Annotated in this window: 18 protein-coding genes; 3 read left to right on the forward strand and 15 right to left on the reverse strand. The window is 56.1% G+C overall.

The annotated features are described in order from the left end of the window. Positions 1-11: 11 nt before the first annotated feature. The 10 genes from dagF to pmbA form a co-directional block, all read right to left on the reverse strand. Entirely contained in the window at positions 12-755 is a 744-nt protein-coding gene (gene dagF, locus RT120_RS15565; RefSeq protein ID WP_312983976.1) for a 2-dehydro-3-deoxy-phosphogluconate aldolase, read from the reverse strand. Next, on the reverse strand, positions 752-1,870 hold the full coding sequence (locus tag RT120_RS15570; RefSeq protein WP_312983978.1) for a DgaE family pyridoxal phosphate-dependent ammonia lyase: 1,119 nt from the start codon (positions 1,868-1,870) through the stop codon (positions 752-754). The genes dagF and RT120_RS15570 overlap by 4 nt, the downstream gene beginning before the upstream one ends. Continuing rightward, positions 1,854-2,987 (reverse strand): amidohydrolase/deacetylase family metallohydrolase, encoded by a 1,134-nt coding sequence (locus RT120_RS15575; RefSeq protein WP_312983980.1) that lies wholly within the window; start codon positions 2,985-2,987, stop codon positions 1,854-1,856. The genes RT120_RS15570 and RT120_RS15575 overlap by 17 nt, the downstream gene beginning before the upstream one ends. A 44-nt stretch (positions 2,988-3,031) precedes the next feature. Then, a complete protein-coding gene (locus tag RT120_RS15580) occupies positions 3,032-3,676 on the reverse strand; it encodes a DUF4310 family protein (RefSeq protein WP_125293016.1) in 645 nt (214 codons plus the stop codon). A gap of 11 nt (positions 3,677-3,687) precedes the next feature. Next, positions 3,688-4,464 carry a DUF4311 domain-containing protein gene (locus tag RT120_RS15585; RefSeq protein WP_125293015.1) on the reverse strand — a complete coding sequence of 259 codons (777 nt, stop codon included), beginning with the start codon at positions 4,462-4,464 and terminating at the stop codon, positions 3,688-3,690. Between the two features lie 23 nt (positions 4,465-4,487). Then, positions 4,488-4,787, reverse strand: coding sequence for a DUF4312 family protein (locus tag RT120_RS15590; protein WP_312983983.1), 300 nt, complete (start codon positions 4,785-4,787; stop codon positions 4,488-4,490). Positions 4,788-4,789: 2 nt separating this feature from the next. Beyond that, complete coding sequence (locus RT120_RS15595; RefSeq protein ID WP_003830384.1) at positions 4,790-5,152, reverse strand: SFCGS family glycine-rich protein; 363 nt, start codon at positions 5,150-5,152, stop codon at positions 4,790-4,792. A gap of 10 nt (positions 5,153-5,162) precedes the next feature. Continuing rightward, a complete protein-coding gene (locus RT120_RS15600; protein WP_312983985.1) occupies positions 5,163-5,501 on the reverse strand; it encodes a glycine dehydrogenase in 339 nt (112 codons plus the stop codon). A 307-nt stretch (positions 5,502-5,808) separates the two neighbouring features. Further along, complete coding sequence (gene cybC / locus RT120_RS15605) at positions 5,809-6,195, reverse strand: cytochrome b562 (protein ID WP_312983988.1); 387 nt, start codon at positions 6,193-6,195, stop codon at positions 5,809-5,811. Positions 6,196-6,251: 56 nt separating this feature from the next. Next, a complete protein-coding gene (pmbA, locus tag RT120_RS15610) occupies positions 6,252-7,604 on the reverse strand; it encodes a metalloprotease PmbA (RefSeq protein ID WP_312983989.1) in 1,353 nt (450 codons plus the stop codon). A 106-nt stretch (positions 7,605-7,710) separates the two neighbouring features. On the opposite strand from pmbA, the gene yjgA reads away from it, so the two are divergent. Then, positions 7,711-8,262, forward strand: a complete 552-nt coding sequence (gene yjgA, locus RT120_RS15615; protein WP_312983990.1) for a ribosome biogenesis factor YjgA — start codon at positions 7,711-7,713, stop codon at positions 8,260-8,262. Between the two features lie 49 nt (positions 8,263-8,311). Here yjgA and sspB read toward each other — a convergent pair whose 3' ends face one another. The 5 genes from sspB to zapE all read right to left on the reverse strand — a co-directional run bounded on the left by sspB (position 8,312) and on the right by zapE (position 11,968). After that, positions 8,312-8,803, reverse strand: a complete 492-nt coding sequence (gene sspB / locus RT120_RS15620) for a ClpXP protease specificity-enhancing factor (protein WP_125293006.1) — start codon at positions 8,801-8,803, stop codon at positions 8,312-8,314. Positions 8,804-8,808: 5 nt separating this feature from the next. Continuing rightward, on the reverse strand, positions 8,809-9,450 hold the full coding sequence (gene sspA / locus RT120_RS15625; protein ID WP_312983993.1) for a stringent starvation protein SspA: 642 nt from the start codon (positions 9,448-9,450) through the stop codon (positions 8,809-8,811). A 314-nt stretch (positions 9,451-9,764) separates the two neighbouring features. Beyond that, positions 9,765-10,157, reverse strand: coding sequence for a 30S ribosomal protein S9 (rpsI, locus tag RT120_RS15630; protein WP_002437466.1), 393 nt, complete (start codon positions 10,155-10,157; stop codon positions 9,765-9,767). Between the two features lie 15 nt (positions 10,158-10,172). After that, positions 10,173-10,601: a 50S ribosomal protein L13 gene (gene rplM, locus RT120_RS15635; RefSeq protein WP_002437467.1), complete on the reverse strand. Its 429-nt coding sequence runs from the start codon at positions 10,599-10,601 to the stop codon at positions 10,173-10,175. Positions 10,602-10,843: 242 nt separating this feature from the next. Further along, complete coding sequence (zapE, locus tag RT120_RS15640; protein ID WP_312983996.1) at positions 10,844-11,968, reverse strand: cell division protein ZapE; 1,125 nt, start codon at positions 11,966-11,968, stop codon at positions 10,844-10,846. Positions 11,969-12,163: 195 nt separating this feature from the next. Here zapE and zapG point away from each other — a divergent pair, with 195 nt between their 5' ends. After that, positions 12,164-12,562, forward strand: a complete 399-nt coding sequence (gene zapG, locus RT120_RS15645; protein ID WP_161659240.1) for a Z-ring associated protein ZapG — start codon at positions 12,164-12,166, stop codon at positions 12,560-12,562. Positions 12,563-12,739: 177 nt separating this feature from the next. Then, positions 12,740-14,107, forward strand: a complete 1,368-nt coding sequence (degQ, locus tag RT120_RS15650) for a serine endoprotease DegQ (protein ID WP_312983999.1) — start codon at positions 12,740-12,742, stop codon at positions 14,105-14,107. The last annotated feature ends 51 nt before the right edge of the window (positions 14,108-14,158 follow it).

The following is a 14,158-nucleotide window of genomic DNA, read 5'->3' on the forward strand; positions in this document are numbered from 1 at the left end:
CACTCTCCTCGCTAGTAGCCTACGCACGCCCGGGTGATGGCGAGCAACTGGCGCACATCGTCCGGGCGGGTGTTTCCGCTCACCTTATCAATAATCGAACTATAGACGTGAGGAATGATTCTGGAGACGCCCGCATCCAGGGCAATCTGCAAAATCTCGCCGACGTTTTCTAAATCGATACCGCCGGTGGGCTCCAGCCAGAAGTCATAACGGGCGCAGGCTTCCGCAACCGCCTGATACTCGTCGCGGCACGCCAGGCCGCCCATCGGGAAATATTTAATCGAGCTACCGCCCATGTCTTTCAACAGCGCAATGGCGGTTTCGATGGGCACGATGCCGTCCGCCGCTTTACTGCTGAGCGGGCCGGTGGAGATTTTTACTTTGCCCGCCGTACCGGTCGGCGATACCAGGCCGTTGACTACCGTGTCGTTCTGCCCCAGCAGCGCGCGGCTGGTGGCCACGCCGGTAAACACCTGATTGACGTGTTGCGGCTGCACCTGGCGGGAGATTTCGCTCACCATCGCCGACTGCCTGGGATCGCCCGCGCCCAGCCCAACCGAGAGGGCATTGTCAATAAGCGACGCGTAGTCACGCATATCCGCCACCGCGCTGGCAATGTCCGGGTAATTTTTGGAGAGCACGCCCACCAGCACATGGCCTTCCGCCGCTTCATAGATCTCGCGGGCGTTGTCTTTTGAACCCGCCAGCACGTTCAGGCAGACGCGATCGCGGTAAAAGTTGGGAGTCAGTTTCATGCGGTTTTCTCCTGGTTAATCACTTCGCTAATGCGGCGCGCCACAATCTCCAGTTGCGCGCGGTCAACGCTGCGCACGTCGGCTTCGATAATCCCTTCGTTGGCTTTGTAGCCACGGAAGTAAATGGCGTACTCGCCCTGCTTCAGGGCCTCTACCAGCTCGCCGGTAGCCACGCCGGTCACGGCTTCATCAAACTTGATTTCGGTGCGGGCGATGTCGCGTCCGGCGCTGTCCCACACTACGCGGGCGCTCACGCCGTTAAGGGTATTCAGCGCGTCGATAAACGGCGTCATTTTTTCCACCATCTCCGCCCCGCTCTCTTTCTGCGCGTGCAGATAAAGCTCGATGGCGCAGGTCAGGCCAAGAATGCCTTCTTTACCCACTTTCATCGCCCGACCAATGCCCGCCGTCTGGCGCTTCACCCACTCGACGTACTGGGTTTTGCCGATCACCAGCCCGCTGGTCGGCCCTTCGATGGCCTTCGCGCCGCTGTAGATCACCAGGTCCGCGCCCGCGCGGTAGTAGCATTGCAGGTCTTCTTCCGCCGCCGCATCGACAATCAGCGGCAGGTTGTGTTTGCGGGCCACCACCGCCGCCTGCTCTACGCTGAGCATGCTTTTTTGCACGCAGTGGTGGGATTTGATGTAGAGAATGGCGGCAGTGCGCGGCGTGATTGCCGCAGCCAGTTGCGCGGCAGAGCATTCGTTGGCGTAGCCCGCTTCCACCAGTTTGCCGCCGCCCAGCGCCACCATGGTGCCAACCGGCGCGCCGAAGTTGACGTTGTGACCCTTCGGCAGCACGATTTCGTTATTCTCAATGGGCGTGACGTGCAGGTTTTCCAGCAGCCAGTCGCTGTCCTGGACCAGAACGGCGGCCACCGACTGGGCAATCCCCGCTGAGGCGCAGGACACCACGGTCGCGCCTTCCACATCCAGCAGTTTCGCGATGTATTCGCCGGTTTTGTTCACCAGATCTTTCATTTCGAAGTACTGGTTCATACCGGCCATTGCCACATCCACCACTTCCAGGCGCGGCGTGGAGACGCCCAGCGCGGTCATGCGGCCAGACGTGTTTATCACCTGTTTTAACTGGTATTTCTCAAAAATCGAAGGCATGTTCCGCGCTCCCTTGTTCGGTCATATAGTCCTTGCCCGCCCGTATGGCGGCAAGCGGCACCAGCAGTTTTTCAGCCTGTAAGCTGTCGTTTTCTGCATCCACCAGCAGCGTCGGTTGACGCTTTAGCGTAAAGAGGGTGAAGTCGGCATCCAGGCCTGGCTGGAGACGGCCCTTGGTTTTCAGATTCAGGCCGTCGGCGGCGTTGGCCGTCACGCAGTCAATGACCTGCGGCAGCGACATCCCGATAGCCAGAAATTTCGACATCACGTTAGCCAGCGAATACACCGGCCCGTTAATGCGGTTGCGGCAATAGATATCCGAGCTGATGGTGTGCGGCAGAATGCCTAAGCTGATGGCGCGTTTCGCCACCGCAAAGCTCAGGCTGGCAGTGCCGTGACCGACGTCGAGGCGCACCCCGCGCTGGATTGCCCGGGTCACAGACGCACGCAGCTCGCCGCCCGGCGTCAAAATACGGTTAGGTTTGCCGTTGTAGCAGTGGGTAATGATGTCGCCCGCCGTCAGGCGCTCGGCGATCTCATCCAGGTCAGGCGGGTTATTGCCGATGTGCACCATCAACGGTAAATCGCCGTTCTGTTGCTGCATCGCTTTGGCGCGTTCCAGCGGGATAATGCCGTTTTCGCCCACTACGCTGCTACTCATGCGTGCCTTCAGGCCAACGATAAAATCAGGATGGCGTTTGACCGCTTGTTTCACCGCATCGCTATCGATGTTTGCCATGTTCGCCAGTTCGTTCTGGGCAATCAGGCCAACGCGGGAGATGTTCAGCAGAGCATAGACGTCGGTAGCGGCGTCGCGGGTCAGAGTATAAAAATCATCAATCTCATCCGCGCCGGTGCTACCGGCATCAATCACGGTCGTCACGCCGGTGGCGATGCCGATGCTGTCCGGTTCATCGTGGTAAATCGGGGATTTTGGATAGCAGTGGACGTGGGAATCAATCCAACCTGCGCTGACGTAACATTCGCCCTGGAGATCAACGGTTTTCACCGCCGGGTCGTTTATCTCGCCCAGGGCGGCAATTTTGCCGTCCTTCACTGCGATATCACAGACCGTGTCGTCGACCAGACGCGCACGGCGCAGGAGTAAATCAAACATGTCTCTCTCCTGTGAAAGCGGGCGTTTGCACGCCCGCCGTGGGTTTAGCTAATAGCAATCGGGAAGATCGAACCTAAAATCATCGCGCCGAGGATCGCGCCGCCGGTGATCGGCTTCTGCCAGATATAAAACAGCAGCGCGCCAACCAGCGAACCGATGCCGATAGGAATAGACGCGGTCATGGCGCTGAGGATGATAAGCGGCCCGAGGAAACGGCCAGAGGCGTTACCGGCCCCCATCATCACGTCCGCCCCGTAGGTGGAATCGCTCTGGTTGATGGTGAACTTACGCGCCAGGATGATGACATAGCCAATCGCCAGGCCAATCGCCAGGCCCGTTGCCAGGGAAGCAATAAAGTTTTCCACCGGGAAGACAATGCCCGCACCCAGCAGCAGCGCCGGAACGCCGAGGCCCACGCCGGTTTGGATTGCCCCGCCGATATCCAGGATCCCCACTAGCGAACCTTCGATAATGCGGGCAAACAGGAAGCTGGCACCAAACGCCGCCACCGCGCCATAGGAGCCGGTGTCGATGCCCGCTTTCAGCATCGCCACGAAAGCCACTTCGTTAAACGCGCCGATGCCGTACAGGTAGTACATGTGCGTCCCGGCAAACACGCCGGAGGAGAGCAGGCCAACGAAGATCGGGAATGACCAGTCGGCAAACCAAAAACCTTTATTCTGTTCCATTGTGGCCTCCGTTATTTGCCGCTCAGCGAGTTGTGGATCAGTTCGAGCCAGTTCGGCACGGTCATATGGAAGGATTCGATCATCTTCATGTCGAAGCCACGGAAGAATCCGCTCAGCACGAACAGCAGCACGATAGCGACCATCATCACTTTGGTGACGTGGTTCCAGCCGCTCTCTTCAACGCCTTTACCGATCAGAATGCCTAATACCAGGCCCGGAACGGCGTTACCCATGATCAGCTGCGCCGCGCCGCCAAAAACGGTGGCCCAGAAACCGGATTTCTTACCGGCGTCGATGGCCGCCAGCCAGAAGATCACCGGCATCACGGTGTTGACCAGCAGGTTAGCCGCAGGCACCAGCACCTTAACGGCGGTGACCTGCAACGCTTCCGGAACGGAAGACGCGGTGAGGTTCAGGAAGGTCACGACGATCATGCCGATGACGCCACAGGCGATCGCCATCTTTTTCGGATCGTGCAGGGTTTCGCCGACGTTGCGGTTTTTAACCATCAGCGCCGCCGCGCCCCAGTTCGGAATGATGCGGTGATCGACGTCCTGGGTGAACGAGCCCGCCGCCACCGACGACGCCCATGCGTTGAAGAAGAAGCCCAGACCGAAGGAGAAGTGAGAAGCCGGGTCCCCTTCACAGGAGTTCAGCTCCCCCAAAGTACGAAACGCGCCCATACCCTGTGTGGTAGGCGCATGAAACATGCGTGCAGCCCCAGCGCCCACGCCGACGCCAACCAGGCCGCCGATAATGAGCGATTTTATTAATATTATCAGGAACATTAGTCTGCCCTTTTTAGTCAGAATCAGCGTTGCGCGACGAAATCCACCTTGTCGAGATTGATGGCTGTCACGTTGACGGTCACATCCAGCTCCACGCTGTACGTGCGTCTTTCCCGGCGCAAAAAGAAGAACAGAAAAGCGTCTTTACGCACCGTTTCACGCGCTTGAACAACCTGCACATCCTGTGGCTCAATACGCAGTAAGATATGCGGCGATGCTTTCATCACCGTGGCCTGAACGTGGTTCAGGGCATCGGCAAAGGCGCGCGCTTTGGCTTCGCCTTTGCCGGAGACTCTCACCGTGGTGGTGAATTGCTCTTTCATACTCAGGCGCCGTGCTTCTTCTGCCACGCCTGTACCAGACGCTCGCCCAGCTCTTCTTTATCCATAAAGCCGAACCCCAGCACGTTGCAGCCTTCGTTGATGGCGGTGACGCCTTCATCCACCGAGCGCATCCCGTATTTGGCTTTGTAACCGTATTTGGTCTGCGCCGTGATAGCGCCCGCGCCGCCGCTGCCGCAAAACGAGATGCCAAAGGTGGCGTTTTCCGCTTTCATCACGTCGCCCAGTTTCATGTCCGCCGCCACGCCCGGCACCACCACCGCACGCCCACCCGCTTTCTCAACGCCTGCCGCCACTTTCTGGCCTTTTCCCAGACGATCGCCAATCACAACTGTAATCTGTTCCATTCTTTGCTCCTTAAAGGTTGTCTTTCGCGACGTCGAAATGCACCGACAGCAGCCAGGCTTCTTCATCGGGAAGGTTGCCAAACGTGGCGACTACCTCGCGGGCAAGCGCCATCGACTCGGCTGAAATTTCGTCAAACAAACTGGCATCCACTTCCGGCAACGGCTCGCCGGTCACCGACCGGTGCGCCATAGCGCGAACGTGCGACGTCAGCATCTGTTCCTGTACCGCATTGGGAATGATGTGGTGATGGCGGAGTAAGGCATACACCTGCGCCAGCATGCGCTCGGCCAGCTCGCCGATCTGCGTCGCCTGCTCGCCCCCGTCGTTGATTACTGCTCCGTTATTCACTCGCGTTACCCCGTTAATGGCTCTGGAGTAAAAGTAACGATGGGGGTTAAGAGTTTGTAGCGAGTTGTTTTCCACTTCGAAGTGGAAAGGCCGGTGGTGATAGTGATCTGTTCCACAGAAAACGCGGGATCGGCGATTTATCGCTGGAAATGTGTGATGGGTATCGCGGGAAAACGATCAAAACCGTTGTCGGAACAAACGATCAGGCTGCGCAGAGAAAGCAAGAAATGTGACAGAGATTGGATTTACTTATGGCAAAACGTGCAGGGAAAGCGGGAGAAAACGCCTCCCGCCAGCAGGAAAGCGATTAGCGATACTTCTTGTGATAGGTGTTGCGCGTGGTTTTAAACGCTTCGGCTGCCGCCTGCGCCTCTTTGATTTTTCCTTCATTCGCCAGCTTCAGTGCCCCGTCGATTTGCCCGACCAGTGTCTGTAACCCATGACGAAAATCTTTCATTTCCGGGCTGTCTGGCGCTTTGTCTTCGAGCTTCGGCGGCGTCCCTTTTTGCGCGTCCAGCGCGGCGGTGCGCATTGCGGTTAACGCCGTTTTCATCTCACCGGCATCTTCGGTTTTTTGAACGATTTTGAGATTGTCGTTGAGGATATCCATATCATCTTCAAGATCCTTCGCCAGACCGGCGGCACTGAATAACACGGACGATACGGCTAACATTGCAATCAGTTGCTTACGCATTAGGTCACCTTTTTTTAGTTATAAAAAAGGCGCGATTTCTCGCGCCTGTCTTACGTTTACTGACCGGCGATTTTCATCTCCGGCAGTAACACCGAACCACACTGAATATTGCTGCGCGTTTCGATATCGTCGCCAATGGTGACCATATTGCGCCACATGTCTTTAAGGTTCCCGGCAATGGTGATTTCACTCACCGGATACTGGATCACGCCGTTTTCTACCCAGAAACCGGCAGCGCCGCGGGAATAGTCCCCGGTAATGCCGCTGACGCCCTGGCCCATCAGCTCAGTGACCACCAGGCCGGTACCCATCTCTTTGAGCAGCGCGTCGAAGCCTAAGCCGCGACCGTTGATGCGCCAGTTGTGGATGCCGCCCGCATGGCCGGTACTGGTTAAGCCCAGCTTGCGCGCGGAATAGTTGGTCAGCAGCCACTGTTGGAGCACGCCGTCTTTGATGATATCGCGACGCTCGGTGCGTACCCCTTCGCTGTCGAACGGCGTAGAGGCCAGCCCTTTTAGCAAATGCGGATGCTCTTCGATGGTCAGCCAGTCCGGCAGAATCTGTTTACCCAGCGAATCCAGCAGGAAGGTTGATTTGCGGTACACCGCACCGCCAGCAATCGCGCCAACCAGATGGCCAAACAGGCCGGTGGCCACTTCACGGGCGAAAATCACCGGTGCTTTCATGGTGGAGAGCTTACGCGGTGCCAGGCGTGATAAAACGCGCTGGGCGCACTCTTCGCCCACCCACTCCGGCGAACGTAAGTCTTCAATGGCGCGGCCAATGGTATAGGCATAATCACGCTCCATATCGCCGTCCTGCTCGGCAATCACACAGCTGGAAAGCGAATGGCGCGTTGAGCAGTAGCTTTGCAGCATACCGTGGCTGTTGCCGAACACTTTAATGCCGTAATGGCTGTTAAAGCTGCCGCCTTCGGTATTAGTGATGCGTTTATCCGCTTTAAGCGCCACTTCTTCGGCGCGTGCCGCCAGTTCAATGGCGCGATCGGCGTCGACTTCCGCCGGGTGGAAAAGGTCCAAATCCGGGGCGTCAAAGGCCAGCAGCTCTTTATCGGCTACGCCTGCGCACGGGTCTGGCGAGGTGTAACGGGCGATATCCAGCGCCGCCTGCACGGTGCGGGCAATGGCGTCGGGGCTTAAATCGGTGGACGAAGCGCTGCCTTTACGGTTTTGATGATAAACCGTAATGCCCAGCGCGCCATCGCTGTTAAATTCTACGTTTTCCACTTCACCGTAGCGGGTGCTAACGCTGATGCCGGTGGTTTTGCTGACCGCCACTTCCGCACCGTCGGCTTTACCGGCAGCGAGTTCCAGTGCCTGAGAGACAGCCTGTTCCAGCGTTTTGCGCTGCGCTTCAACTTGTGTGATTACTTTCATCGCGAGTGCCATAATGTAAGGTGATAATTCGAAACGTCTTAAGTGAGTCTAACAGAGAACCATTTCGCAGTGCGCGCCATTACTGATAGTATTAGCCTCTTTTTTTAAGGAGCCTGAAATGACAAAGCAGCCCGAAGACTGGCTCGACGACGTGCCCGATAATGAAAACGAAGACGACGATGATGAAATTATCTGGGTCAGTAAAAGCGAGATTAAACGCGACGCCGAAGAGTTAAAGCGCCTCGGCCTTGAGATGGTTGAGCTGGGTAAAAACGCGCTGGATAAAATCCCGCTGGATGAGGAACTGCGTGCCGCCATCGAGCTGGCGCAGAAAATCAAAAAAGAGGGTCGCCGCCGCCAGCTTCAGCTTATCGGAAAAATGTTGCGTAACCGCGATGTCGAGCCTATTCGCCAGGCGCTTGATAAGCTCAAAAACCGCCATAACCAGCAGGTCGCGCTGTTCCATAAGCTGGAAATGTTGCGCGATCGCCTGATTGAAGAAGGCGATGACGCGGTGCCGGAAGTGCTGAAACTGTGGCCGCAGGCGGATCGCCAGCAGTTGCGTTCGCTGATCCGCAACGCGAAGAAGGAAAAAGAAGGCAATAAAGCGCCGAAATCCGCGCGTTTGATTTTCCAGTACCTGCGCGAACTGGCTGAAGAGCAGCCGTAAACGCGGTTCTGCAAACGTAAAAAAGCCAGGGTTTATGCCCTGGCTTTTTTTATTTCACGACGCGTAACGACGGACGGCCACCGCGCGGCGGCGGATCGTCATCCGGCGAATCGTCTTCATGATCGGGTTTGTCGCCGTCGATAACCGACATCACGGTTTCATTTTCCGCCATGCCTGAATCATCATCGTTTAAGCTGGACGCCTCTTCATCATAAGCGGATTCCGGCTCAAACATGGTGCCTGCGCCGTTTTCACGTGCATAGATCGCCAGTACCGCAGCCAGCGGGACATACACCTGGCGCGGCACACCGCCGAAACGCGCGTTAAAACGCACTTCGTCGTTGGCCAGCTCCAGATTGCCCACCGCGCGCGGCGCGATGTTCAGCACGATTTGACCGTCACGCGCGTATTCCATCGGCACGTTGACGCCCGGCAACGTCACATCCACGACCAGGTGCGGCGTGAGCTGGTTATCCAGCAGCCATTCATAGAAGGCTCGCAGCAGATACGGACGACGTGGAGAAAGTTGCGACATATCCATTCGGTTTAGCCCCGGGTTTGCAGACGCATTTCGCGCTCGGCTTCCGTCAGGGAAGCGAGGAAGGAATCACGCTCGAATACGCGGGTCATATAGCCTTTAAGCTCTTTAGAACCTGCGCCGACGAGTTCGATGCCCAGCTGCGGTAAACGCCACAGCAGCGGTGCCAGGTAGCAATCCACCAGGCTGAATTCATCGCTCAGGAAGTAAGGTTTTTGGCCAAACACCGGGGCGATTGCCAGCAGTTCTTCGCGCAGCTGTTTACGCGCGTTGTCGGCTTCCTGCGCGGAACCGTTAACCACTACATTCATCAAGCTGTACCAGTCTTTTTCGATACGATGCATGTAGAGACGGCTTTCACCACGCGCAACCGGATAGACCGGCATCAGCGGAGGGTGCGGGAAACGCTCATCAAGGTATTCCATGATGATGCGGGATTCCCACAACGTCAGTTCACGGTCTACCAGAGTCGGAACGCTTTGATTCGGGTTGAGGTCGATCAGATCCTGTGGAACGTTATCGGCGTCCACATGTTCAATTTCAAAACTGACACCCTTCTCTGCCAGGACGATACGAACCTGATGGCTATAGATATCAGTAGGACCAGAAAACAGCGTCATTACCGAACGTTTGTTGGCAGCGACAGCCATGAAAACCTCCAGGTATATTCAGAAAAATACTGCTACCAGCCGCAACGGCGGCCAGGCTTTATGGGTTACCCTTCCCTGCCGAACTGACATCGCAGCCCGTGCTCAGACCAAAATGTGAACAGTTACCAGCATTTGGGCAGAAAATTGGATGATAGTTTACCAGATTTTGAGGGCTTTGTGGTGAGGGGATGCGGGATTTGCCTTAAAAGTAATGCAGCACCAGACATTTAGGCGGTTTCCAGGAAATTCGCCATAAAAAAACCCGGTACAAGACCGGGCTTTTTCGCCATTCGATTCTGCAAAGCAGAAAAGAATTAACGTTTAGAGTACTGCGGACGACGACGTGCTTTACGCAGGCCGACTTTCTTACGTTCAACCTGACGAGCGTCACGAGTAACGAAGCCAGCTTTACGCAGTTCAGAACGCAGAGACTCATCGTACTCCATCAGAGCGCGGGTGATACCGTGACGGATCGCACCAGCCTGACCAGAGATACCACCACCTTTAACAGTGATGTACAGATCCAGTTTCTCAACCATGTCGACCAGTTCCAGCGGCTGACGAACTACCATGCGGGCAGTTTCACGGCCAAAGTACTGTTCCAGAGAACGTTGGTTGATAACGATTTTGCCGTTACCCGGTTTGATGAAAACACGAGCAGCGGAACTTTTGCGGCGACCAGTGCCGTAGTATTGATTTTCAGCCATTGCCTATAATCCCGATTAGATGTCCAGAACTTGCGGTTGCTGTGCCGCGTGGTTGTGCTCGTTACCCGCGTAAACTTTCAGTTTACGGTACATAGCACGACCCAGCGGGCCTTTTGGCAGCATGCCTTTAACCGCGATTTCAATCACACGCTCAGGACGGCGGGCAATCATCTCTTCAAAGGTCGCTTCTTTGATACCACCGATGTGGCCGGTGTGGTGGTAATACATTTTGTCAGAACGCTTGTTGCCGGTTACAGCAACTTTTTCTGCGTTCAGAACGATGATGTAGTCACCGGTATCAACGTGCGGAGTGTATTCCGCTTTATGCTTACCGCGCAGGCGACGAGCCAGTTCAGTAGCCAGACGGCCCAGAGTTTTACCGGTCGCGTCAACAACATACCAGTCGCGTTTTACGGTTTCTGGTTTAGCTGTAAAAGTTTTCATTAAAAGCTTACCCAAATAAATAAGTTACACGTTGGTGAACACCCAAACGTTTAGTCAGTTGAGGTTCACACGACATTGTCCAGCAAACCTACCCCTTCGAATAGCCTATGCCGGCGCAGAGAAAGTTTTGGGAAAAAAACCTTCTTGTAACGTGGGGTCGCAGGATTATAGAGAAGTCGACCTCAAAGATCGACCACTTTTTGTGAACAAACGTAGGAATTCTCCGCGCGCGCGCCGCATTATTACGGCATGTGCTCGCGTTTCAGGTATTCCTCGCTCTGCATCTCCTGAAGCCGCGACAGGCAGCGCTGGAACTCAAATTTGAGGCGTTCACCGCGATAAATTTCAAACATCGGCGCGGCGGCACAGACCACCAGTTTGACGTGGCGCTCGTAAAATTCATCCACCAGCGCGATAAACCGCCGGGCCTCGCTTTCCATCAGCGGCGTCATTACCGCCACGTCGTGCAGCATCACGGTATGGAACTGGCGCGACAGTTCGATGTAATCGTGCTGGCTGCGCGCATCAACGCACAGCGTGTCGAAACTCACCGCCAGGGTTTGGTTCTCGACGCCCAGCGTCGCTAAGGGACGATGGTTGATTTCCAGCGTTGGGGTATTAGCCCGCGTGCCGCCCGCCAGCGCGCGCCACAGGGTATCCATCTGCTGGCGCGTCTCGTCGTTGAGCGGCGTGAGCCACAGGTGCGCCTGAGTCAAGGTGCGCAGGCGGTAATCAATCCCCGCGTCAACGTTCATCACATCACAATACTGTTTGATGGCTTCGATGGCCGGTAGAAAGCGGGCGCGCTGTAAGCCGTTGCGGTACAGGTCGTCCGGCGGAATGTTGGACGTCGCCACCAGGGTGATGCCCCGGCTGAACAGCGCTTTCATTAAGCCGCCCAGCAGCATGGCGTCGGTGATATCGGAAACAAAAAACTCGTCAAAGCACAGTACGTCGGTTTTAGCTTTAAACCGATCGGCGATGATTTCGAGCGGGTCGGTCTGCCCCTGCAACTGCCCCAGTTCCTCATGCACGTGCAGCATAAAGCGGTGGAAGTGCAGACGCTGCTTTCGCTCCCCCGGCAGGCTTTGATAGAACATATCCATCAGCCATGTCTTACCGCGTCCCACGCCGCCCCACATATATAAGCCGCGTACCGGCGCAGGCGGCGCGCTCGGGCGTTTGCCCAGCAATTTGCTGAATGCGGCTTTGAGCCCCTGCTCTTGCGCCGGTTCGGCGCGCTTCGCCGTCAGTTCCTGATAAATTGCATCGAGGCGGCTAACTGCCTCGCGCTGCACGTCGTCAGGTTGATGGGATTTATCCTGAAGTGCCTGAAGGTAACGCGATGTGGGGGAAAGGTTTTGCATGATGTTGTTGTTATTCCTTGAAAATCGGTTTGCCGTAGATCACGGCTGGCGAAAAAAAGGCCGTACTACACTACGCGATGCGCCTGCAGGATTCCACTTCTGCACCGTTAACGGTTATAGTGGCATTATTGGGCGAAGGTAAGGCAGGCCTCGCTATTCTTACCCTACGGAAACACAATACAACGGGAGATGTTCATGACCTGGGAATACGCGCTAATTGGGTTAGTGGTCGGTATCATCATCGGTGCCGTCGCAATGCGCTTTGGTAATCGTAAATTACGTCAGCAACAGGCCCTCCAGTATGAGCTGGAAAAAAACAAAGCAGAGCTTGAAGAGTACCGTGAGGAGCTGGTGAGCCATTTCGCCCGCAGCGCCGAACTGCTGGATAACATGGCCCACGACTATCGCCAGCTTTATCAGCATATGGCGAAAAGCTCCAGCAGCCTGCTGCCGGAAATGTCGGCGGAGTCCAATCCATTCCGCAACCGTCTGGCAGAATCCGAAGCCGGTAACGACCAGGCGCCGGTGCAGATGCCGCGCGATTATTCCGAAGGCGCATCAGGCCTGCTGCGCAATGGCGCAAAACGCGATTAATCACCACACAGCATTTTTTCTTCAGGGCGCGATATTCGCGCCCTGTTTTTTTGTGCCTGACGTATAGTAAAAGATATCTGTTATCACAATGTCTTCATTGTTACCCGTTCGGGAATTCAATAACATCGACACGTTTTGGGTGACATTTCTTATTCCAGGTTGCGAGAGCGAGCATTCATGAAAAAACAAACCCTGTTGTTGAGTGCGTTAGCGTTAAGTGTCGGGTTATCCCTCTCGGCACCGAGTCAGGTAGCAGCGGCAATCCCGTCCCAGGTTCCAGGCCAGGGGGCGCTCCCAAGCCTTGCGCCGGTACTGGAAAAAGTGCTGCCTGCGGTGGTAAGCGTGCAGGTTGAAGGCACCGCCACCCAGAGCCAGAAAGTGCCGGAAGAACTGAAGAAGTTCTTCGGTGAAGAGTTGCCCGATCAGCCTGCGCAGCCGTTTGAAGGCCTCGGCTCCGGCGTCATTATTGACGCAGCGAAAGGCTATGTTCTGACCAACAATCATGTGATCAACCAGGCGCAAAAAATCAGCGTTCAATTGAATGATGGCCGCGAGTTTGATGCCAAACTGATCGGCGGCGACGACCAGAGCGATATCGCGCTATTGCAACTGCAAAACGCCACTAACCTGACGCAAATTAAAGTCGCGGACTCCGACGCCCTGCGCGTTGGCGATTTCGCCATAGCGGTAGGCAACCCGTTTGGTCTGGGGCAAACCGCCACCTCAGGGATTATCTCCGCGCTGGGCCGCAGCGGGCTGAATCTCGAAGGGCTGGAAAACTTTATCCAGACCGACGCTTCAATTAACCGCGGCAACTCCGGCGGCGCGCTGCTGAATCTTAACGGCGAGTTGATCGGCATTAATACCGCTATTCTCGCGCCGGGGGGCGGCAGCGTCGGTATTGGCTTCGCCATCCCCAGCAATATGGCGCAAACCCTGGCGACCCAGCTGATTCAGTCCGGCGAAATCAAACGCGGCCTGTTAGGCATTAAGGGCACCGAGATGAGCGCGGATCTGGCGAAAGCCTTTAATCTCAACGTTCAGCGCGGCGCATTCGTCAGTGAAGTGTTGCCGAATTCCGGCTCGGCGAAAGCGGGCATTAAATCCGGCGATGTGATCGTCAGCCTCAACGGCAAAACCCTGAACAGCTTTGCCGAGCTGCGCTCGCGCATCGCTACCACCGCGCCGGGCACCAAAGTGAAATTAGGATTACTGCGTGACGGGAAGCCGCTGGATGTGGAAGTGACGCTGGATAAGAGCACCTCGTCGTCCGCCAGCGCGGAGATGATTATCCCGGCACTACAGGGCGCGACGCTGAGCGACGGTCAACTGAAAGACGGCACCAAAGGCGTCACGATTGAGAACGTTGAAAAAGGCAGCGCGGCGGCACAGGCCGGATTGCATAAGGATGATGTAATTATTGGCGTCAACAGCGATCGCGTCAGCACCATCGCTGAGATGCGTAAACTGATGGAGTCGAAACCGTCGATTGTTGCCCTGCACGTCGTGCGCGGTAATGACAGCATCTATCTGTTGTTACGCTAGCCGTTTTGCGCACAGACATCACACCGCCGCGTGTGATGTCTGTGAATCTCG

This window comes from Atlantibacter sp. (genome assembly GCF_032062175.1).
Lineage (GTDB): Bacteria > Pseudomonadota > Gammaproteobacteria > Enterobacterales > Enterobacteriaceae > Atlantibacter.